The organism is Pseudomonas urethralis, from assembly GCF_021602465.1.
Classification (GTDB): Bacteria; Pseudomonadota; Gammaproteobacteria; order Pseudomonadales; family Pseudomonadaceae; genus Aquipseudomonas; species Aquipseudomonas vlassakiae.
Window position 1 is genome coordinate 159374 of sequence record NZ_BQIJ01000006.1, and the last position, 19235, is coordinate 178608.

19 protein-coding genes and 2 tRNA genes are annotated in these 19235 nt (G+C 62.5%); 7 read left to right on the forward strand and 14 right to left on the reverse strand.

The window, feature by feature from the left end; genetic code table 11:
- Positions 1-77 precede the first annotated feature (77 nt).
- Positions 78-2375, forward strand: coding sequence for a TonB-dependent siderophore receptor (locus tag L6D64_RS12290; RefSeq protein WP_176509102.1), 2298 nt, complete (start codon positions 78-80; stop codon positions 2373-2375).
- A gap of 172 nt (positions 2376-2547) precedes the next feature.
- Here L6D64_RS12290 and L6D64_RS12295 read toward each other — a convergent pair whose 3' ends face one another.
- The gene (locus L6D64_RS12295) at positions 2548-2739 is read right to left on the reverse strand and encodes a hypothetical protein (RefSeq protein WP_176509101.1); all 192 of its coding nucleotides are present in this window, start codon (positions 2737-2739) and stop codon (positions 2548-2550) included.
- A 231-nt stretch (positions 2740-2970) separates the two neighbouring features.
- Between L6D64_RS12295 and L6D64_RS12300 the strand changes: the two genes are divergently transcribed.
- Positions 2971-3201, forward strand: coding sequence for a DUF4160 domain-containing protein (locus tag L6D64_RS12300; RefSeq protein WP_176509100.1), 231 nt, complete (start codon positions 2971-2973; stop codon positions 3199-3201).
- Positions 3189-3641 (forward strand): DUF2442 domain-containing protein, encoded by a 453-nt coding sequence (locus tag L6D64_RS12305; RefSeq protein WP_176509099.1) that lies wholly within the window; start codon positions 3189-3191, stop codon positions 3639-3641. Before L6D64_RS12300 ends, L6D64_RS12305 begins: the two co-directional genes overlap by 13 nt.
- Positions 3642-3712: 71 nt before the next feature.
- Here the strand turns inward: L6D64_RS12305 and L6D64_RS12310 are convergent.
- The 7 genes from L6D64_RS12310 to L6D64_RS12340 all read right to left on the reverse strand — a co-directional run bounded on the left by L6D64_RS12310 (position 3713) and on the right by L6D64_RS12340 (position 8853).
- Positions 3713-3788 (reverse strand) — tRNA-Thr (locus L6D64_RS12310).
- A gap of 97 nt (positions 3789-3885) precedes the next feature.
- Positions 3886-4134, reverse strand: a complete 249-nt coding sequence (locus L6D64_RS12315) for a hypothetical protein (RefSeq protein ID WP_176509098.1) — start codon at positions 4132-4134, stop codon at positions 3886-3888.
- Between the two features lie 403 nt (positions 4135-4537).
- On the reverse strand, positions 4538-5743 hold the full coding sequence (locus L6D64_RS12320) for a methyltransferase (RefSeq protein ID WP_176509097.1): 1206 nt from the start codon (positions 5741-5743) through the stop codon (positions 4538-4540).
- A 136-nt stretch (positions 5744-5879) separates the two neighbouring features.
- A complete protein-coding gene (locus tag L6D64_RS12325) occupies positions 5880-6569 on the reverse strand; it encodes an ABC transporter permease (RefSeq protein WP_054886716.1) in 690 nt (229 codons plus the stop codon).
- Positions 6569-7261: an ABC transporter permease gene (locus tag L6D64_RS12330; RefSeq protein WP_176509096.1), complete on the reverse strand. Its 693-nt coding sequence runs from the start codon at positions 7259-7261 to the stop codon at positions 6569-6571. The genes L6D64_RS12325 and L6D64_RS12330 overlap by 1 nt, the downstream gene beginning before the upstream one ends.
- Before the next feature lie 54 nt (positions 7262-7315).
- Positions 7316-8068 (reverse strand): ABC transporter substrate-binding protein, encoded by a 753-nt coding sequence (locus tag L6D64_RS12335; RefSeq protein ID WP_176509095.1) that lies wholly within the window; start codon positions 8066-8068, stop codon positions 7316-7318.
- An 11-nt stretch (positions 8069-8079) separates the two neighbouring features.
- Complete coding sequence (locus tag L6D64_RS12340) at positions 8080-8853, reverse strand: ABC transporter ATP-binding protein (RefSeq protein ID WP_176509094.1); 774 nt, start codon at positions 8851-8853, stop codon at positions 8080-8082.
- A gap of 632 nt (positions 8854-9485) precedes the next feature.
- Between L6D64_RS12340 and gabP the strand changes: the two genes are divergently transcribed.
- Positions 9486-10871, forward strand: coding sequence for a GABA permease (gene gabP, locus L6D64_RS12345; protein ID WP_176509093.1), 1386 nt, complete (start codon positions 9486-9488; stop codon positions 10869-10871).
- A 162-nt stretch (positions 10872-11033) separates the two neighbouring features.
- Here gabP and L6D64_RS12350 read toward each other — a convergent pair whose 3' ends face one another.
- Both L6D64_RS12350 and ppk2 read right to left on the reverse strand, forming a co-directional pair.
- On the reverse strand, positions 11034-11477 hold the full coding sequence (locus L6D64_RS12350) for a hypothetical protein (protein ID WP_054886711.1): 444 nt from the start codon (positions 11475-11477) through the stop codon (positions 11034-11036).
- A gap of 59 nt (positions 11478-11536) precedes the next feature.
- A complete protein-coding gene (ppk2, locus tag L6D64_RS12355; protein WP_236192450.1) occupies positions 11537-12526 on the reverse strand; it encodes a polyphosphate kinase 2 in 990 nt (329 codons plus the stop codon).
- A 172-nt stretch (positions 12527-12698) separates the two neighbouring features.
- Between ppk2 and L6D64_RS12360 the strand changes: the two genes are divergently transcribed.
- Together L6D64_RS12360 and L6D64_RS12365 are read left to right on the forward strand one after the other, a co-directional pair.
- Positions 12699-12989 carry a type II toxin-antitoxin system RelE/ParE family toxin gene (locus L6D64_RS12360; RefSeq protein ID WP_176509092.1) on the forward strand — a complete coding sequence of 97 codons (291 nt, stop codon included), beginning with the start codon at positions 12699-12701 and terminating at the stop codon, positions 12987-12989.
- Between the two features lie 9 nt (positions 12990-12998).
- Positions 12999-13304: an addiction module antidote protein gene (locus tag L6D64_RS12365; protein ID WP_176509091.1), complete on the forward strand. Its 306-nt coding sequence runs from the start codon at positions 12999-13001 to the stop codon at positions 13302-13304.
- Between the two features lie 134 nt (positions 13305-13438).
- Here the strand turns inward: L6D64_RS12365 and L6D64_RS12370 are convergent.
- The 4 genes from L6D64_RS12370 to L6D64_RS12385 form a co-directional block, all read right to left on the reverse strand.
- Positions 13439-13514 (reverse strand) — tRNA-Phe (locus L6D64_RS12370).
- A 90-nt stretch (positions 13515-13604) separates the two neighbouring features.
- Positions 13605-13877 carry an oxidative damage protection protein gene (locus tag L6D64_RS12375; RefSeq protein ID WP_236192451.1) on the reverse strand — a complete coding sequence of 91 codons (273 nt, stop codon included), beginning with the start codon at positions 13875-13877 and terminating at the stop codon, positions 13605-13607.
- Complete coding sequence (gene mutY, locus L6D64_RS12380) at positions 13874-14941, reverse strand: A/G-specific adenine glycosylase (RefSeq protein ID WP_176509090.1); 1068 nt, start codon at positions 14939-14941, stop codon at positions 13874-13876. Before mutY ends, L6D64_RS12375 begins: the two co-directional genes overlap by 4 nt.
- On the reverse strand, positions 14938-17175 hold the full coding sequence (locus tag L6D64_RS12385) for an AsmA family protein (protein ID WP_176509089.1): 2238 nt from the start codon (positions 17173-17175) through the stop codon (positions 14938-14940). The genes mutY and L6D64_RS12385 overlap by 4 nt, the downstream gene beginning before the upstream one ends.
- Positions 17176-17543: 368 nt before the next feature.
- On the opposite strand from L6D64_RS12385, the gene L6D64_RS12390 reads away from it, so the two are divergent.
- Positions 17544-19205, forward strand: coding sequence for an OFA family MFS transporter (locus L6D64_RS12390; protein ID WP_054886706.1), 1662 nt, complete (start codon positions 17544-17546; stop codon positions 19203-19205).
- The last annotated feature ends 30 nt before the right edge of the window (positions 19206-19235 follow it).

Sequence of the window (19235 nt, forward strand, 5' to 3'; positions counted from 1 at the left end):
AAGCCGGGTATGGAGCCCAAAGGGCGGTTCCCTAGAATCGTAACAAAAAATCATCTGCGAATACGAAACCTTCCCAAATGAACCTCAAGAGCGCCATGAACGACTTCACTCCTGTTGTCCGGGGCGGTAGCCGCCTGCACCCGCTTGCCTTCTTCATTGCCGTCGCCATCAGTGGCAGCGCCCTGGCTGCCGAAAGCCAGCCGTTGGAACTGGAGGCCACGCAGATCGAGGACAGTGCGCTGGTATCCGCAGACGAAACCGGCCAGCTCGGCTACACGGTGGAAAGCACCCGCAGCTCCACCGGCCTGCAGCTGACCCCACGGCAGACGCCACAGTCGGTCACCACCATCACCCGCCAGCAGATGGACGACCGCGATGTGCACTCCATCGAGCAGGCGCTGGACACCACGCCAGGCGTGAGTGCCACCAAGTCCGAAGTGGGTGGGCGCACTGACTTCCGTGCCCGTGGCTACTCGATCAGCAACTGGAAGGTCGATGGCCTGCAGTTCCAGGGCGGCTCCGACTTCAGCGGTGGCGGCAACGCGCTGAACATGGACCTGTACGAGCGCATCGACATCGTCCGCGGCGCCAACGGCTTGCTTGGCGGCACCGGCGACCCGTCGGCCACCGTCAACCTGATCCGCAAGGCCCCGACCCGGACCTTTGGCGGCAGCGCCTACGCCACTTATGGCAGCTGGGACAAACGCCGCCTGGGCGCCGACCTCAACCTGCCGCTGTCTGAAGATGGCCGCCTGCGTTCGCGTTTCGTAATGACCCAGGGCGACGCCAACTCGTTCCGCGACAACCAGTCCGAACGCGCGCGTGCGGCGCTGGCCAACTTCGAATTCGACATCGACGATGCCACCACGATTGGCGCCGGTTACCAGTACGAATACAACAAGGTGGTCGGTGGCGGTTGGGGCGCCAACATCCCGATCTGGTACAAGGACGGCAGCAAGACCGACTTGCCACGCAGCACCAACGTGGTGCCGAGCTGGAGCTTCGGCGAGTACACCACCCGCACCGCCTTCGGCTCGCTGGAGCACCGCTTCGACAACGACTGGACGCTCGACCTCGAGGCGGCCCAGAGCACGGCCGAAGTGCTCAACCATCGCGGCCTGGCCAAGGTCAATTCGGCCGGACGTGGCAGTTACGGCGGCTACTGGGACCAGGATGGCAGCGGCGCGGTGCTCAACGGCCTGCACAGCTCCAGTGACACCACCCAGCAATCGGCGCAGATCGACCTGTCCGGCCCGTTCCAGCTGTTCGGTCGCACCCATCAGGCGATGGTCGGCTACAACGACAGCCGCACCGTGGCCTGGTCGCCGGAATACAGCTGCACCCTGGTCAGCGACGACCGCGTCAGCGCGCCCTCGGTGGGCTGCCAGTTCCGCGCCAACAACGGCTTCCCGCTGACCGACTGGCACAACGGCGTGGACAGCGACTACGACATGATCGCCTCGCGCACCGGCCGCCACAGCAAGACCACCACCCGCTTACAGGGCATGTACGCCGCCACCCGCCTGAGCATTACCGACCCGCTGTCAGTGATCGTCGGCGTGCGCACCACCGATTATTCGGCAACCACCAACAGTGTCGCCGGTGTGCGCAGCAACCAGCAGAACAACGGCATCGTCACCCCCTACCTGGGTGCGGTGTACGACCTCAACGACACCTACTCGCTGTACGCCAGCTACACCGACATCTTCAACCCGCAAACGGCCGAGACCGAAAGCGGTGCCAAGGTCGAGCCGATTCGCGGCCAGAGCTACGAGACCGGCATCAAGGGCGAGTGGCTGGATGGGCGCCTGAACGCCTCGGCGGCGTACTTCCGCACCAAGCAGCAGAACAAGGCAGTGCTCGACGACGGCCTGACCACGCCAACCGGGGGTGACGCCTACAAGGCCGGCACCGGCCAGGAAACGGACGGTATCGACCTGGAAATTGCTGGTGCGCTGACGCCGAACTGGAATGTGTATGCCGGTTATACCTACCTGCATTTCCGCCGCGTCGACAGCGACGGGCGCAGCGACCCATCGCACCTGTTCAAGGCCTCGACCACCTATCGTCTGTCTGGCTCGCTGGATCGCTTGACCCTGGGGGCCGGGGTGAAGGCACAGACCAACATCCGCGCGATTTCCAGCCCGGCCGGGCAGCCGGTGAACGGGGTGAGTGCGGGGGCGACCGATGTGAACTGGTCTGGTTATGCGATCTGGAATGCCATGGCCAAGTACCAGCTCACCGATGACACCACGGTGAGCCTCAATGTCGACAACCTGTTCGACAAGCACTACTACACCCAGTACGGGTTCTATGCCGGGGCGATTTACGGTGACCCGCGCAACCTGTCGCTGACGGTCAGCACTGCGTTCTGATCAATTGGGGCCGCAAAGCGGCCCCACTTTGTGGGGCAACTGTCTTGCACAGACCCTGAAATCGACGCGATCCCTGTAGGAGCGGGCTTGCCCGCGAACACGGGCGAAGCCCGTGCCATCCACCGCAGTGCCTGCTTCGCGGCTAAAGCCGCTCCTACAGACATGCGCAAGGCTACTCGTCCTCTGGTATTTCATCGGTGACCATGACGCGCACATGCGAGCCGCACGGGTCTTCCATGTGCAAGCCAAAATAGCGCGCGTCGTTGGCATCCCAGAATTCCTCGACCTGCGCCATGGAGGCATTGGCAAGCAGCACTTCGGCGGTGTGCTCCAGGATGATCGAGTAACGGATTTCGGCATTCATTGCACAGGGGCTCGCAAGGCGGATTAAAAAACGGATGGGCGGGTAAATCGCTAAGGCGATGCCATTATGCCCACCTGTGGATGTTCGATCTTCGCCACTCGTCGCGCGGTGCCTCACAGCTTTCCGCTTACCCGTGACTTGGGGCTGCCCGTTTTGCAACGGTTTGTTCGAGCATTCAAGGCCAATCAGCCGCTCCTTGATGTATCGCCAAATTGGCGATACGATCGAGCCATGTCTACCAAATACCGATTTCGCGAAAAGTATCGTATCGAGCTAAGGGAAAGGGACCATCTGCCACCTCACGTGCACCTTACGGGAGGTGGGGTGGACGTGGTGATCAGTCTTGAAACTGTGACTGTTACGCAGGGCAGAGCACCTGCCAAAGTAATGCAAGAGGCCCTAGCGTGGGTCGCGGCCAATCAGGCCGATCTGTTGAAGGAGTGGATGAAATGGCATCGATGAAACGTCCCCGCTTGCGGGCTGTTCAGCCTCGCTCGGGCGCCTGCCTCGAACTGATCTTTACCAATGGTCAACAGTTCATCCTGGATATGAGCGACGCTTTGAGGGCTTATCCGGGATTGGCACCACTGGTTGAGCGTAAAGCGTTTGACGGTGTCACGTTGGGCGATGGGGGGTGGTCTGTGGAGTGGCCGGAGCTGGATATTCAGATTGGTGCCGACACTCTATTACTGGACGCGCTTGCCCAGACTGCCCCTGATGAGAACACCCGAATCTTCATTCGCTGGCGTCTGCGACACAGGATGACGCTCGACCAGGCAGCCGAAGCGCTGGGGGTTAGTGCGCGCAGTATTAGCCGCTATAGCAGTGGACGTGAAGCGGTGCCGCGTACGTTAGCGCTGGCTTGTTTAGGTTGGGAGATGTTGGAGCAGAAAGCTGCCTGATAGGCAGTCGTTTCAAGCATGTGAAAACAAAAAAGGCCCACCTTTGGGTGAGCCTTTTTTGATACTGCGTATGGTGCCGGCACCAGGAATCGAACCCGGGACCTACTGATTACAAGTCAGTTGCTCTACCATCTGAGCTATACCGGCAATGGGGCGTCATTATAACGATCGGTTGGCGCCTGTAAACCACTTCCTTGCGAAAGCTTGAAAATAGCCTAAGTCACCGGCCCAAAAGGATATTTTCTTACCAGCCGCGGTGAATGGTGTTGACGTTCGGCTCGGTCTTGCCGGGGTTGAAAAACAGCTTGTCGTTATCGCAGCCGCGCTTGCGGCACGGGCTTTCGACGCGCAGGGGCAGGCCGTTGTCGCCGCCCAGCTGCATGCCGGGAGTGTTCCAGTCCAGGTTACTGACCGGCTGCGGGGCAGGATCGCTGGCGCAGGCGCCCAGGGTCAGGGTGAAGGCCAGCAGGGCGAGGGATTTGGCTTGGGTCACGATGGTGTAGTCCGTTAGTCCATTGTCGATTCTGGCGCAACGCCAGACGGTCGCAGGGCTGGCGGGCAGCGTGCGACGTAGCTTTTTAATGATTTGGGGGGCGGATGATACACCGTCGCGCCTCTACGCGGGTGAACCCGCTCCCTCAGGGTGTGCAATCAGGCGCAATTTCTGGGCATGCCTGGGGGGAATTTGCTTAATCGAATTTTTGTTTATGCACAAGAGGCATTGCCGCCGTGCGCGAAAGGCATGCCGCTTCTCCGTACCGCCTGTCTTTGCGCAAACATCTGTTTTTACTGGGCTTGAGGCCCGTTCTGGAATAAGCCAAGCGCTTGAAATAGCGCTTGGCTCCATCCAGTCATCAAAAGCTTGTTCACAGAGTTATCCACAGGTTGTGCTGCGGCTAACAGTCACGTTCGGCCAGCAGCAGCAGGTTGCGTGGGGTGAGTGGGTAATCGCAGAAAGTACCGAGGCGCACGGAGTAGCCCTGTTCTTCGAGGAACAGGGCGCGGTCGAGCACCAGCCATAGCTCCAGCGGCCGGCGGAACAGGTTGCGCAGGCGCTCGAGGTTGCGTACTTCGGCCAGGCGCTGCCAGCCGGCGGCCTCCAGCGCAGCCCAGTCCGGGTTGCCCCTCAGCTCGACCTCGCGCAGGGCGGCCAGCTCACGGCAGTACTGCTCGAAAGGCTTGTCCAGCCAGGCGATCGGCAGCGAAGGGGTGGACAGGTATTGATCACACTGGCGCTGTTCGCGCTGCAGCAGGTCGAAGCCCAGGCGCCGGGCCATGGAGCAGTCGCGCTGATGGCGCACGCGGGTGCTGGCGGTGACGGCTTCGTTCAGCGGCAGGCCCAGGTCGATCATGCTCAGCTGTAGTGGAGAATTCTGCGCGGCTGAGGATAACGGTTGATAGTGCTCGCCAGGGATGCGGTTGTAGCAACAGGGGGCCACGGCCAGGTGTCGGCAACCTTGCTGGCTGGCCTGGCGCAGCAGGTGTACGTGCAGCTCGCCGCACGCGTGCAGGGCGACCACGCTTTTCTCGTGGTTCAGGTGGAGGGTGCAGCTGGCAGCCATCACATCCTGGTGGATATGGGTCGCGGGCAGGTGATGGTGATCGCTCAGGGCCTGGCCGGCGGCCACCAGCTCAGGGTTGTATTCCAGGCAGGTGAGCTGCTGGCCGGGTTGCAGCAGGCGGCGGCCGAGGTGGCCTTTGCCGGAGCACCAGTCTAGCCAGTGACGGGTCTGCTCGCGAAAGCCCAGGCGGCGGCTGAAGGCTTCGATCTGCTGCCATTTGCGGCCGGGAACGGCGACGTTGAGGCGGTGCCCGGCGGCAGGCAGGCCGTTGTCGGGGAGTTCGCCCAGGGCCGACAGTTGCCCGGCTTCTGCAGCCAGTTGCGGAAACGGGGCCGGTAGGCCTTGCGGGTCGATGTCGGCTTCGGCGTCGGCCAGGGTGCACTGGCGCAGGTGGGCGGCGAGTTCGGGGTATTCGGTTTCCCAGTCCAGGCGCAGGACGGTGAAGGGCCGGGGTTTCCACAGCGACTGGTGCTCGGTCAGGAACTGGTCGAGGGCCTGGAAGCGGTCGTGCAGGTGGTGGCTGTGGAGGTAGGTGGACATGGGGCGGGTTTGAAATGTGTGGTGTTTTTCAGGACCCTATCGCGGGTAAACCCGCTCCTACAGGGTTCACCACAGGCCTCGAGGCAGTGGGGATCCCTGCGGGAGCGGGTTTACCCGCGAAGACGGCAGTGTAGGTTTATCGACCCTGGCAGGCGTCCACGCGCAACCAGCGCTCCAGCAGCTTGAAGCCTTGCACCAGCACGAACGAGATCACCAGGTAGAACACCCCGGCAGCGAAGAAGATTTCCACTGGCAGGTAGGTCCGGGCAATGATCGTACGGGCCATGCCGGTCAGTTCCAGCAGGGTCACGGTACTGGCCAGGGCGCTGGCCTTGAGCATCAGGATCACTTCGTTGCTGTAGGCCGGCAGGCCGATGCGCGAGGCGCGTGGCAGCATGATGTAGAACAGCGTCTTGCCCCGCGACATACCCAGTGCCCGTGCGGCTTCGATTTCACCCTTGGGGATCGACTGCAGCGCACCGCGCAGAATCTCGGCGATGTAGGCGGCGGTGTGCAGGGTCATGGTCAGCACCGTGCACCAGAACGGATCGCGCAGGTACGGCCACAGGCTGCTCGAGCGCACTGCGTCGAACTGCGCCAGGCCGTAGTAGACCAGGAACAGCTGCACCAGCAGCGGCGTGCCGCGGAAGAAGAAAATGTAGCTGAACGGCACGGCGCGCACGTACCAGTGGCGCGACGAGCGGGCGATGCCCAGCGGGATGGCCAGGATCAGCCCGGCGACCACGGCGATGGCCACCAGCTCCAGGGTCAGGGTCGCGCCTTGGGCCAGGCGCGGCAGCCACTTGATGATGACTTCCCAATTCATTATTCAGCCCTCGCAAAGCCGCGAGCGGCACGTTTTTCCATGAAGTGCATGCCGGTCATGGCGAGGATCGTGAGGCTCAGATAGATACAGGCGGCGACCATGTAGAAGGTGAACGGCTCCTTGGTCACGGTCACGCCGATCTGCGCGTGGCGCATGATTTCTTCCAGGCCGATCACCGACACCAGTGCGGTGTCCTTCATCAGGATCATGAACAGGTTGCCCAGGCCCGGCAGGGCGATGCGCCACATCTGTGGCAGGATGATCCGCGACAGGATGCGGCCCTTGGACAGGCCCAGTGCCAGGCCGGCCTCACGGTGGCCCTTGGGGATCGCCAGGATCGCGCCGCGGAACACTTCGGTGGCATAGGCGCCGAAGCACAGGCCCAGGGCGATGACGCCGGCGGCGAAGGCGCTCAGCTCGAGGCCCGGCATGTTCAGGGCTTCGCCGAGGCTGTTCATCAGGCCGACGGTGCCGAAGTAGATGAGCAGAACCCAGAGCAGCTCGGGCACGCCGCGCACCAGGGTCGAGTAGAAACCGCCAAGCCATTGCAGCGGCTTGATCGTGGAAGTCTTGGCCAGGGCGCCGAGCAGGCCCAGGACCAGCCCCAGCAACAGGGCGCAGAGCGCCAGTTTTACGGTCATCAGGGTGCCAGCCATCATGGCCGGACCGAATCCGTGCAGGTCGATATTCATGGGCAGGTCATTCTAGGGACCTGCGCGCCCCGGGGGCGCGCAGGTCGGAGCGGATCATTCGATGCTGAATGGGAAGTACTTGTCGTTGATCTTCTTGTACGTACCGTCAGCCTTGATTTCCGCCAAGGCCTTGTTCAGCTTCTCGCGCAGCGGGTCACCCTTGCGCACGGCGATGCCGATCTTGTCGCTGTCGACCACTGGCTCGCCCTTGAACTCGAAGTTCATGCCGTCCTTGCTCTTGAGCCACTCGTACTGCACGTACTTGTCGGCCAGGATGCCGTCGATGCGGCCGGACACCAGGTCCAGGTAGGCGTTTTCCTGGGTGTCGTACAGCTTGATCTCTACGTCGTTGCCGTAGTTGTCTTCCAGCCAGGTGCCCGCCAGGGTAGCGCGCTGGGTGCCGATCACCTTGCCTTTGAGCGACGCCTTGTCGGTCTTGAAGTCGACGTTCTTCGGCGCGATGAACTGCAGCTTGTTGGAGTAGTACGGGTCGGTGAAGTCGACCGCCTGCTTGCGCTCGTCGGTGATCGACAGCGACGACACCAGGAAGTCGAACTTCTTGGCATTCAGGGCCGGGATGATGCCGTCCCAGTCGGAGGTGACCACGTCGCACTCGACCTTCATCTTGGCGCACAGGGCGTCGCCGATGTCCTTGTCGAAGCCGACGACGTTACCGCTGGCATCCTTGTTGTTGAACGGTGGGTAGGCGGCTTCGATACCCATGCGCAGTTTTTCCGCGGCCATGGCGTTTGCCGACATCACCAGGGTGGCAGCGGCTGCCAGGAGGAACTTCTTGTAAATGTGCATGTATTGCTCCGTTAGCGGTGGCTGGACATGAATTGCTTGCAACGCGCCGAGGTCGGGTTCTCGAAGACCTGCTGCGGCGATCCTTGCTCTTCAACCAGGCCCTGGTGCAGGAAGACCACTTCACTGGACACCTGGCGGGCAAAGTTCATCTCGTGCGTCACCAGCAGCATGGTACGGCCTTCTTCGGCCAGTGCGCGGATAACGTTAAGCACTTCCTGGACCATTTCCGGATCGAGCGCCGAGGTCGGCTCGTCGAACAGGATGACCTTGGGCTTCATGGCCAGGGTGCGGGCGATGGCAGCGCGTTGTTGCTGGCCACCGGAAAGCTGGGCGGGGTAGCTGTGGCGCTTGTCGTGGATGCCGACCTTGTTCAATAGCGCTTCGGCGGCTTCGATGGCCTCGGCCCTGCTCTGGCCGAGCACGCGACGCGGCGCCTCGATGATGTTGTCGAGGATCGACATGTGTGGCCACAGGTTGAAGTTCTGGAAGACGAAGCCGATCTCGCTGCGCAGGCGGTTGATCTGGCGATTGTCGGCGGCGATCAGGTCACCGTTCTTGGCGGCCTTGAGCTTGAGGCTCTCGCCGGCGACGAGGATTTCACCCTGGTGGGGGTTTTCCAGCAGGTTGATGCAGCGCAGCAGGGTGGACTTGCCGGAGCCGGACGACCCCAGGATGGAGATCACGTCACCGTCGCGCGCGGTCAGCGAAATGCCCTTGAGAATTTCCTGCTCGCCGTAGCGTTTGTGCAGATTGCGGATTTCCAGCGCGGGCGTGGCCTGGGCCATGTGCGGTCCTCATGTGATCGGGTGCGTTCCCAGCTGTTGGCGGCCTTCCTGGCGAGCGCCACGCTAGCATAGCGGCAATAGACGGCCAACAGGGTCGCAGGGGGCTCAAGGCGTTGCCGGGGCAGTTTGTCGCATCGTTGCAGCGCAACGTCGCGCAGATGTCCGCAAAGGGTCTCGCCCAGCGCCGTAGCCTTGATGAAAAAAGGCGCGATGGTGCCAGTTTTGGCCGGCACTGGGAAGCGCTTTTAGACCACTCGCGGGTCTGGCCCGCTGCTGTGGGTGCGACCGTAGCCTATTGAAGTCGGCGGGGAGGGTTGTACCTGCAGGTTGCGCTTTTGTGCTTTGCGCCGGTGCAAAGGTGTTACCGTGGAGCACCTTTGGTGCGTTTGTAAGTGGGTATTTCCGTAATCCGGACGCAGCAGGGTTGTTTGGCGCCCTTTCGGACAGAGGTTGGCCGAATGCCCTGCAACCCGCACCGTTAGAAGGCTCGTGTAAGGATCCGACGAATGTATTCAGCACATGGCGCGGTTATTGCCAGTACGAAGCCGCCGATTGCAGCGACGCCTAGGTCAACCCCAGGTGCGCTCTGTTAACGCAGTCGGAGTGGTCCACTCCTTACAAAGGTAGTTTTAATGAGCGGTAACAATTCCAATGACCTCGCTCAGGGGCTCAAACAACGGCATGTCACCATGCTGTCCATTGCTGGCGTTATCGGCGCCGGTCTGTTCGTGGGTTCCGGCCATGCCATCGCAGCTGCCGGCCCTGCCGTGCTGCTGGCCTACGCCGCCGCTGGTACCTTGGTCGTACTGGTGATGCGCATGCTCGGCGAAATGGCGATCGCCTCGCCGGATACGGGCTCGTTCTCCACTTATGCCGACCGCGCCATTGGCCGCTGGGCCGGTTTTACCATTGGATGGTTGTACTGGTGGTTCTGGGTGCTGGTGATTCCGCTGGAAGCCAACGCCGCTGCGGCCATTCTTCACGCCTGGTTCCCGTCGGTGGACCTGTGGGCCTTCTCGCTTCTCATTACCTTGGCGCTGACCCTGACCAACCTGTGCAGCGTGAAGAACTACGGTGAGTTCGAGTTCTGGTTCGCCCTGCTCAAGGTGCTGGCGATCATCGGCTTCATCGTCGTCGGCTGTATCGCCATGTTCGGCTTCGTGCCGAGCAGCCAGGTGAGCGGTGCTGCGCACCTGTTCGACACCCAAGGGTTCATGCCTAACGGTCTGGGCGCAGTGCTGGCGGCCATGCTGACCACCATGTTCTCGTTCATGGGTACCGAGATCGTCACAATCGCCGCTGCCGAATCGAAAGACCCGGGCAAGCAGATCAGCCGCGCCACCAACTCGGTGATCTGGCGTATCTGCCTGTTCTATCTCGTGTCGATCTTCCTGGTCGTGGCCCTGGTGCCGTGGAACGACCCGGCGCTGGCCGAAGTCGGTTCCTACCAGACCGTGCTGAGCCGCATCGGCGTGCCGAACGCCAAGCTGATCGTCGACATCGTGGTACTGGTCGCCGTGACCAGCTGCCTGAACTCGGCGCTGTACACCTCGTCGCGCATGCTGTTCTCGCTGAGCAAGCGTGGTGACGCCCCGGCCATCGCCCAGCGCACCACCAAGGCGGCAACCCCGCATGTGGCCGTGCTGCTGTCGACCGCTGCTGCGTTCCTCTGCGTATTCGCCAACTACGTGGCCCCGGCCCAGGTGTTCGAGTTCCTGCTGGCCAGCTCCGGCGCCATCGCGCTGCTGGTGTACCTGGTGATTGCCGTGTCGCAACTGCGCATGCGTAGCCAGCGTGAAGCGCGCGGCGAGAAGATCGACTTCAAGATGTGGCTGTTCCCTGGCCTGACCTGGGCAACCATCGCCTTCATCATTGCCGTGTTGGCGGTGATGGCACTGCGTGAGGATCACCGTGCCGAGATCATCGCGACTGCGCTGTTGAGCATTGGCGTGGTGGCGGCGGGCTTGCTGGTGCACCGCAAGCGTGAAGCGGCCGGGCGGGTGGCGCTGGATAACTGATCCGCGCTGCTTGAAATGAAGAAAGGCCGCGTCCTGCACAGGACGCGGCCTTTTTTGATGCCTGTTCCGGCCCTTCGCGGGTAAACCCGCTCCTACAGCTTGCGGTGAATCTGTGGGAGCGGGTTTACCCGCGAAGAGGCCAGATCAGGTCAAGCAGCCCGGTCAGCCAAACTGCTTCTGCTGTTGCTGCTGCTTGGCGACCAGTTCGGAAGCGGCGATATAGGCTTCCTGGAACTCATCGCTCTCCAGCCAGGCCATGGTGGTGTCTTCGTCGGCGCCGTCGAGCCAGGTGCGGTAGGCGTTGAACACCAGCACGATGTAGTCGGTGGCGTGCTCTTCCTTGTGGCCCTTGAGTACCAAGGCCAGCAGCGGGTCGACCAGGAACACCGAGATCATCGCTACCAGGCTGGTTTCCTGGGCGGCTTTCATCTTCGCGAACAGCTCTTTGTAGCTGTCGGTCTCCATGGCTTTGTTGAACACCTGCTCGATGCTGGCGCTGTCACCGGCACTGGCCTTGACCGCCTGGCCGCTGCGCACCATGCGGTTCTGCTTGGCTTTGCTGGCGGCACGCTTGGCGCGTTTCTGTTGCTTGGTTGGGGTGGCCATGGGTGAATCCTTGGGGTGTTCGGAAATTGCGCGTATTGAAGCGCAGCAGCCCGGGTGATTCAACTGGTGGGCGGTGTCGGCTCGTCTCCCTCGAACCCGCGCGATGCGCGGCCGACCAACAGCTCATCGGGCGCATGAGCCACGCGGTGGTCCTTCCCCGGATAATCCAGCGAATGCAGGAAGTGCCGGATACAGTTGATTCGTGCGCGTTTCTTGTCGTCCGACTTGATCACCGTCCACGGTGCATCGGCGGTATCGGTATGGAAGAACATCGCCTCCTTGGCTGCGGTGTAGTCTTCCCACTTGTCCAGCGACTTGATGTCGATGGGTGAAAGCTTCCAGTGCTTGAGTGGGTCGTCCCGGCGCGAGATGAAGCGGCGCAGCTGCTCTTCGCGGTTCACCGAGAACCAGTACTTGAACAGCAGGATGCCGCTGTTGCACAGCATTCGCTCCAGGTCCGGTGCCTGGCGCATGAACTCCAGATACTGCACCGGCGAACAGAAGCCCATTACCTTCTCGACCCCGGCGCGGTTGTACCAGGAGCGGTCGAAGAAGACCATTTCACCCGCCGTGGGCAGGTGCTGGATGTAACGCTGGAAGTACCACTGCCCCAGTTCCTGCTCGGAAGGCTTCTCCAGCGCGACGATCCGAGCGCCTCGCGGGTTGAGGTGCTCCATGAAGCGTTTGATGGTGCCACCTTTGCCCGCTGCGTCACGCCCCTCGAACAGTATGACCACGCGCTGGCCGGTTTCCTTGACCCAGCTCTGGACCTTCAGCAGTTCGATCTGCAGCGCATGCTTGGCCTTCTCGTAATCCTGGCGGCGCAGGCGGGTGCGGTACGGGTAGCTGGCCGGCAGGCGCGCCGAGGTGCTGTCTTCGTTGCTGCCCTTTGGTGCGCTGGCCACTTCCAGCGCGGCTGGGGCCTGGCTGACCTTGCTGATGGAGGGCTCGGGTTTGCGCTGGCGAGGGCGGCGCGTGCGAGGTGCAGCAGGGGCGGGGGAAGAGGATTCGCCGGGTGCGGGGAGCAGGAGGGTGGCTTCTTCGCTCATGGAGGTCCTTGCGAGGTTGGGTCGAATGTCCACTTCTGATTGTGAGTTTGGGGGTGGGGGAGGTCGTTGATGCTGATCAATGCCGGTGGGCGGAGGATGCGGCGCTGCGTAATCAAATAGTTTGAAACACGTCCAGATTGATGTAGTGTGAACTACGGTTTACATTTTTCCCATGCACACACTATTCCAAACCGACAGCTACAGAAGGTGGTTCGCCGCGTTGCGGGATGCTCATGCACAGGCTCGTATCAATGTGCGCTTGCGACGGGTCGAGCTTGGCGTGATTGGGGACTGTAAGCCGGTAGGTGAAGGAGTGTCCGAGTTGCGGATCGATTACGGTCCGGGCTATCGGGTGTATTTCGTTCAGCGAGGCTACGAGGTGATCATCCTTCTGGCGGGTGGCGACAAGTCCACTCAGGCCAGGGACATCAGTTCAGCCCTCAAGCTGGCACGCGAGCTTTAGGAGGCCGTCATGACTGAGACCAAACTGACCAAGTGGGATGCCGCAGATCACCTCAAGACAGAGGAAGACATGGCTCTGTACCTTGAGGCCTGCCTTGAGGAAAACGATCCGGTGTTGCTTGCCGCTGCCTTGGGCGATATCGCGCGTGCTCGTGGCATGGCTCAGCTGGCGCGTGATACGGGCCTGACTCGCGAAGGGCTCTACAAAGCTTTGTCGGCGGAGGGTAATCCAAGCCTGGCGACCATCATGAAAGTGATGGCGGCACTCGGACTGAGGCTACATGCCGAGGTGGTGTCTCCGCGAACTGGGGGGTAGGGCTGGAGGTGTGGGGGTGGCAGCTACCGATGCTGCTCATCCCAAAAGCAAAAAACGCAGACAACAAAAAACCCGCACTAGGCGGGTTTCTTGTGTCGCTTCGGGTAACTTTGCAACCACCAGAAGCTTGAAGGTGGTGCCCAGAGACGGAGTCGAACCGCCGACACGAGGATTTTCAATCCTCTGCTCTACCGACTGAGCTATCTGGGCGACGAGGTGAATTAAATAGATTTTCTGACGGCCCGTCAACGACTTTTTGAAAAAATTTTAAATTAATTCCGTCGCTTACGGTTCGTGGGGTCATTCGGAGGGGGGAACGTACCCTTCCGCCTGGGCGTATTCCTCGCCAGCGAAAAACTTGTCCATCTCGCCCTGGAGGAACTTGCGGTCCTCGCCGTTCATCATGTTCAGGCGTTTTTCGTTGATCAGCATGGTCTGGTGTTTTTTCCAGTCTTCCCAGGCTTTCTCCGAGCTGTGTTCGATGATGTCCTGGCCCTTGGCACCGGGGTAGGGCGGGCGGGCCAGGCCTGGGAGTTCTTCTTTGTACTTGCGGCACATCACGGTGCGGGTCATCGGGCTTCTCCTGCAATCAGTTCGTCGGCCGCGCGTTTGAGCAGCTTCTTGACCGGGGCGGCGAGGCCCAGGCGCGGCGGGGTGGCGAGGTTATACCAGAGCCAGTCGGCCTCGGCCACGTGCTGGCCAACCGGCTCGACACGTACCAGCCATGGCTCGATCGCCAGCTGGAAGTGGCTGAAGGTATGGGTCAGGCCGTCCAGTGCGCGGCTTTCGGCCAGGCGCAGGCCGTGCTGGTAGGCGAGGTCGTCGAGCTGGGCAAGATCGTCCAGCTCCGGGAGGCTCCATAAGCCACCCCACAGGCCGCTGGATGGGCGGCGGTAAAGCAGAATGGCGCCTTCATCGTTGGCCAGCAGTGGCATCAGCGCGCGTCTTTGCGGCAGGGCCTTGCGGGGTTTGGGCTCGGGGTAGCGGGTTTCTTCGCCGTGCAGATGTGCTTCGCAGCCGCGCTGCAACGGGCAGATCAGGCAGCTGGGCTTGCTGCGCGTGCACAGCGTCGCGCCCATGTCCATCATCGCCTGGGTGTAGTGGTTGGCGCGCTGCTGCGGCGTGAAGCGCTCGGCTGTGGCCCACAGCTGGTTGGCCACCTTGGGCTCGCCGGGGTAGCCGGCCTGGGCGGTGTAGCGGGCCAGCACACGCTTGACGTTGCCATCGAGAATCGGCGCGCGAATGCCCATGCTGATGCTGGCGATGGCACCCGCTGTGGAACGGCCGATGCCGGGCAGCTCGGTGAGCTGCTCGACGCTGCGCGGGAATTCGCCGCCATGTTGCTCGACGACGATCTTCGCGGCCTTCTGCAGGTTGCGTGCGCGGGTGTAGTAGCCAAGGCCGGTCCACAGGTGCAGCACTTCGTCCTCTGGCGCCTCAGCCAGGGCCTGCACGGTCGGCAGGGCCTGCATGAAGCGGTCGAAGTAATTGAGCACGGTGCTGACCTGGGTCTGCTGCAGCATGATTTCCGACACCCACACGCGGTATGGGTTGATGCCCTGTTGCCAGGGCAGGTCGTGGCGACCGTGCTGGTCGTACCAGTCCAGCACGGCGTTGGAGAACTGCGTGGGGGTCATCGCTTGAACAGCCCCTTCAGCGCGTCTTTCAGTTCTGGGCTCACTTTATCTCCGAGCTTTTCATCGATCTTGTCTTGCAGGCGGTTGCCGGCCAGCTTGGCCGCGACCTTGCCCAGGCCGTCCTGGTCCAGGCGGCAAGCCTTGGCGCCGATCTCCAGCGGGCCGCGGCAGCGCAGCGGCACTTCCACGCCCACGAAGCGTTCGTTGACCTGGCAGGCCGGGTCGGGCATGGCGCGCTGATCGCCTTCGACGATCACGCCGACGTTGTAGTCCATGCCCAGCACGCGCAGGTCGAGGTCGCCATGGCCGTTGACGGTCAGGCCAGGGATGCGTGCCTTGAGGTCCGGGTTGCTGGCCACGCCATTGCGAATCACCAGGCTGCCGCGTAGCTCTTCGAACGGGGTGTCCTTGCCACGGGGTTCGCCGCTCAACGTCTTGCGGTTAAGGGTGGCGATGGCCTGGCACAGTTGCTGTTCGAGGTTGGCATTGACCAGCACGCCATCGTTGATGGTGAAGTTTGCGCTGCCATTGAGGGTGTCGACCAGTGCCTTCTGGCTGTTACCGGTGGCCGTCAGATCACTGGTCAGGGTCAGCAGGCCTTTGACCGGCGGCGTCTGCTCCTTGCCTTCAGCTTTGATGAAGTGCTCGACCGGCACCCGGTTGATCCTGGTGTTGATGCCGAGCTGCGGCACGGCAGGGCGCACGTCGACGTTGCCCTTGGCTTCGAAGGTGCCGTTGTAGAGGCCGCCACGCAGGGTTTGCAGGGTCAGCAGCCCGCCCTGGGAGGTGGCCCGCAACTGAGCGTCGCTGATGGGCAGCTTGTCCAGGGTCAGCGCACCGAAGGCCAGGTCAGCTTGCAGGTCGAGCACGCGCAGGCGGTCTACCGGCAACAGCTTGTCGTCGCTCCAGGCTACCTGGGTCGGGGCATTGGGCAGTGGCGAGCTGCCGGCACCGGCGACTGCGCTGGCTTCCTGCTGCTGCACCTCCGCCTGGCGTGCGGCAGTGGCGCCTTTGGCTTGCTCGCTCTTGGCCAGCAGGTAGCGATCGGCAACGAACCTGTCGCCTTTGAGCTGCAGGCGCAGGGCCTGCTTGGCGAAGTCATCGATGGCCACGCGGCCAGTGAAGGTGGTGTCGTCCAGCTTCACAGCCAGGTCGGCCAGGGTCAGGCTGGACGGTGTGCCTTGCAGGCGGGTCACCAGCTCCAGCTTGCCAAAGGCTGCCGGGTCGTTGGTGGCCGGCAGCGGGTGGCCGATGCCGTCGAGGAAGGTGCGCAGGTTGAACTGGGCGATGGACAGGCCGCCGCTCAGTTGCGGCGCCTTGTCCAGGTCGCGCAGGTTCAGTTCGCCGAGGGCGCGCAGCTGGTTCGCCGAGACTTTCAGGCCGCTCCAGGAGGCCACGTTGGCCCCCATGTCGACCAGCAGCTGGCCCTGGGCGCCAAAGGTGACGGTCTTGCCAGCGGTAGGTTCGCCGGAGGTTTCGCCCGTCAGGCGCAGGTCTTCGAAGTTGTAGCGCTTGAGCTTGCGATCGAAGCGCAGCTCGCCGGCAAGCTCGGTGCGGGCCTTGATGGCCGGCTGGCTGGCGCCGAGGAAGGCGCTGGCTTTAAGGGCGATATTGGTGCCCTCGTGGACCGGGCCGGTGCTCAGCTGGATGCTTTCGGCGCTGTAGCTCTGGCCGCTCTTGGCATCGGTGTAGTAAACCCGGGCGTTGTTCACGGTCAGGCTGTCGATGTCGAGCTTCACCGCGCGCTCACTGCTGCTTTCAGCAGGCTTCGCCGGTTGCTCGGCAGGTGCCTGGGCCGGCGCACTGGCAGTGCCATCGGTGGTGGCCGGTAGCGGCTTGCCGATGTCCTCCCAGTTGCCGTGGCCGTTTTCGTCGCGTACCAAGCTCAGGTTCAGGCCCTCGACGCGTACATCGCTCATCTGCACTTCGCGGCGCAGCAGTGGCAGCACACGCACGGAGAGGCCGAGCATCTGCAGGTCGGCGAACGGCTCCTTGGGTTTGGCCAGCGTCGCGATGCTGGCTTCGTGCAGCTCCAGGCCCAGCCAGGGGAACAGGCTCCAGCCGATGTCGCCGTTGAGGGTCAGCTCGACGTGCGCCTTGTCGCGCGCCAACTGGCGGATCTCGTCTTTGTAGTCGTTGGGATCGAAGAGGTGGGTCAGGGCGAAGCCCAGCGCCACGATGATCAGCAGCAACCCGAGAAGCCCCAGTCCCAGGATTTTGCCGAACGCTTTCATGGGCGAGTCCTTGTAGTCCGTAGTGTGAATTCCGAACGGCTGAGTATAGCGCCGCAGGGGTGGGCCCTGCGCATACGACTAGCGATGCAGGGTGTTTCCGATGATTGCGGCATTCGACAGCTGTGGCTTCGTCAGTTCCTTCGCCGCCGGATTGCTGGAAATACCGATTCAGCCACCCGAAAAATAACGATATCAGATTGCTTTCATGTCATCTTCGAACTGGTACCCTTGTGCCGCTTTGCGGAGCGACCGCGACCCATTGTCGCGGGCCGTTGCCCAGGGAAAAGGCCCAGATCGCCCTGCGTGCGAGAACAAGAGCCCGGGATTGCCATCCGCCAGCACTGTCTACCTACAAAAGGAATGAATCCATGAGCAGTACCATCACGGCAGAGGGGCTGGCCAGCGCGCCGAGCTTCCTGTCGAAGGAGCGCATCATCGCCCGCCCGGGCTTCAACCGCTGGCTGGTCCCGCCAGCTGCCTTGGCTATCCATCTGTGCATCGGCATGGCCTACGGCTTCTCGGTGTTCTGGCTGCCGCTGTCGCAAGCCATCGGCATCACCGCACCGGTTGCCTGTTCGGCGGACATGGGCTTCATCGCCCGCATGTTCAGCGCCGAATGCGACTGGCCGATCTCGATGCTGAGCTGGATCTACACCCTGTTCTTCGTCTTCCTCGGCTGTTCGGCAGCGGTGCTGGGCGGCTGGCTGGAACATGCCGGTCCTCGCAAGGCTGGCCTGGTATCGGCCCTGTGCTGGTGTGGCGGCATGCTGATCTCGGCGATCGGCGTAAAGACCCACCAGCTGTGGCTGATGTGGTTGGGGTCCGGTGTGATCGGTGGGATTGGCTTGGGGTTGGGCTACATTTCACCGGTCTCGACCCTGATCAAGTGGTTCCCGGACAAACGCGGCATGGCCACCGGCATGGCGATCATGGGCTTCGGTGGTGGCGCCATGGTGGGTGCACCGCTGGCTACCGCGCTGATGGGCCATTTTGGCAATGCCCATGAAGTGGGCGTATGGCAGAGCTTCGTCGCCATGGCCGCAATCTACTTCGTGTTCATGACGGCTGGCGCCCTGGCGTACCGCGTTCCGCCAACCGGCTGGAAGCCTGAAGGCTGGAGCGCACCGGCGAAGAAGGCCGGCAATGGCATGGTCACCGACCGCCACGTGCACGTCAGCGTCGCCTGGAAAACCCCGCAGTTCGCCCTGGTGTGGCTGGTGCTGTGCCTGAACGTTTCGGCCGGTATCGGCATCCTCGGCATGGCTTCGCCGCTGCTGCAGGAAGTGTTTGCCGGCAAATTGCTGGGCAACGAGCTGAGCTTCAGCGAGCTGAACGCCGCGCAACTGGCGCAGATCGCCGCCATCGCCGCCGGCTTCACCGGCCTGCTGAGCCTGTTCAACATCGGTGGTCGCTTCTTCTGGGCATCGTTCTCCGACTACATCGGCCGCAAGAACACCTACTTCGCCTTCTTCGCCCTGGGCGTCGGCCTCTACAGCCTGGTGCCGAACATGGGTCACCTGGGCAACGTGGCGCTGTTCGTGGCGGCATTCTGCATCATTCTGTCGATGTACGGCGGTGGCTTCTCCACGGTACCGGCCTACCTGGCCGACCTGTTCGGCACGCAGATGGTGGGGGCCATTCATGGTCGCCTGCTGACTGCCTGGGCGGCAGCCGGCGTGCTGGGCCCGGTGCTGATCACCTACCTGCGCGAGTACCAGTTGGCGGCGGGCGTGGAGCGTGCAGCGGCCTACGACATGACCCTGTACATCCTCGCCGGCCTGCTGGTGCTGGGCTTTATCTGCAACATGCTGATCCGCCCGGTGGCCGACAAATACTTCATGACCGATGCCGAACTGGCCGCCGAGCGTGCGCTGAGCCACGACAAAGGTGCTGATGGTGCGCGTTCGCTGGAGTGGCATGCCTCGCCGGGTAGCCTGCCGCTGGTGCTGCTGGCCTGGGCTGTGGTGGTCGTGCCGCTGGCCTGGGGGGTGTGGATTACTCTGCAGAAGACCGCTGTACTGTTCCATTGATGTAGCTGCCTGGGGGCGCTTTGCGCCCCT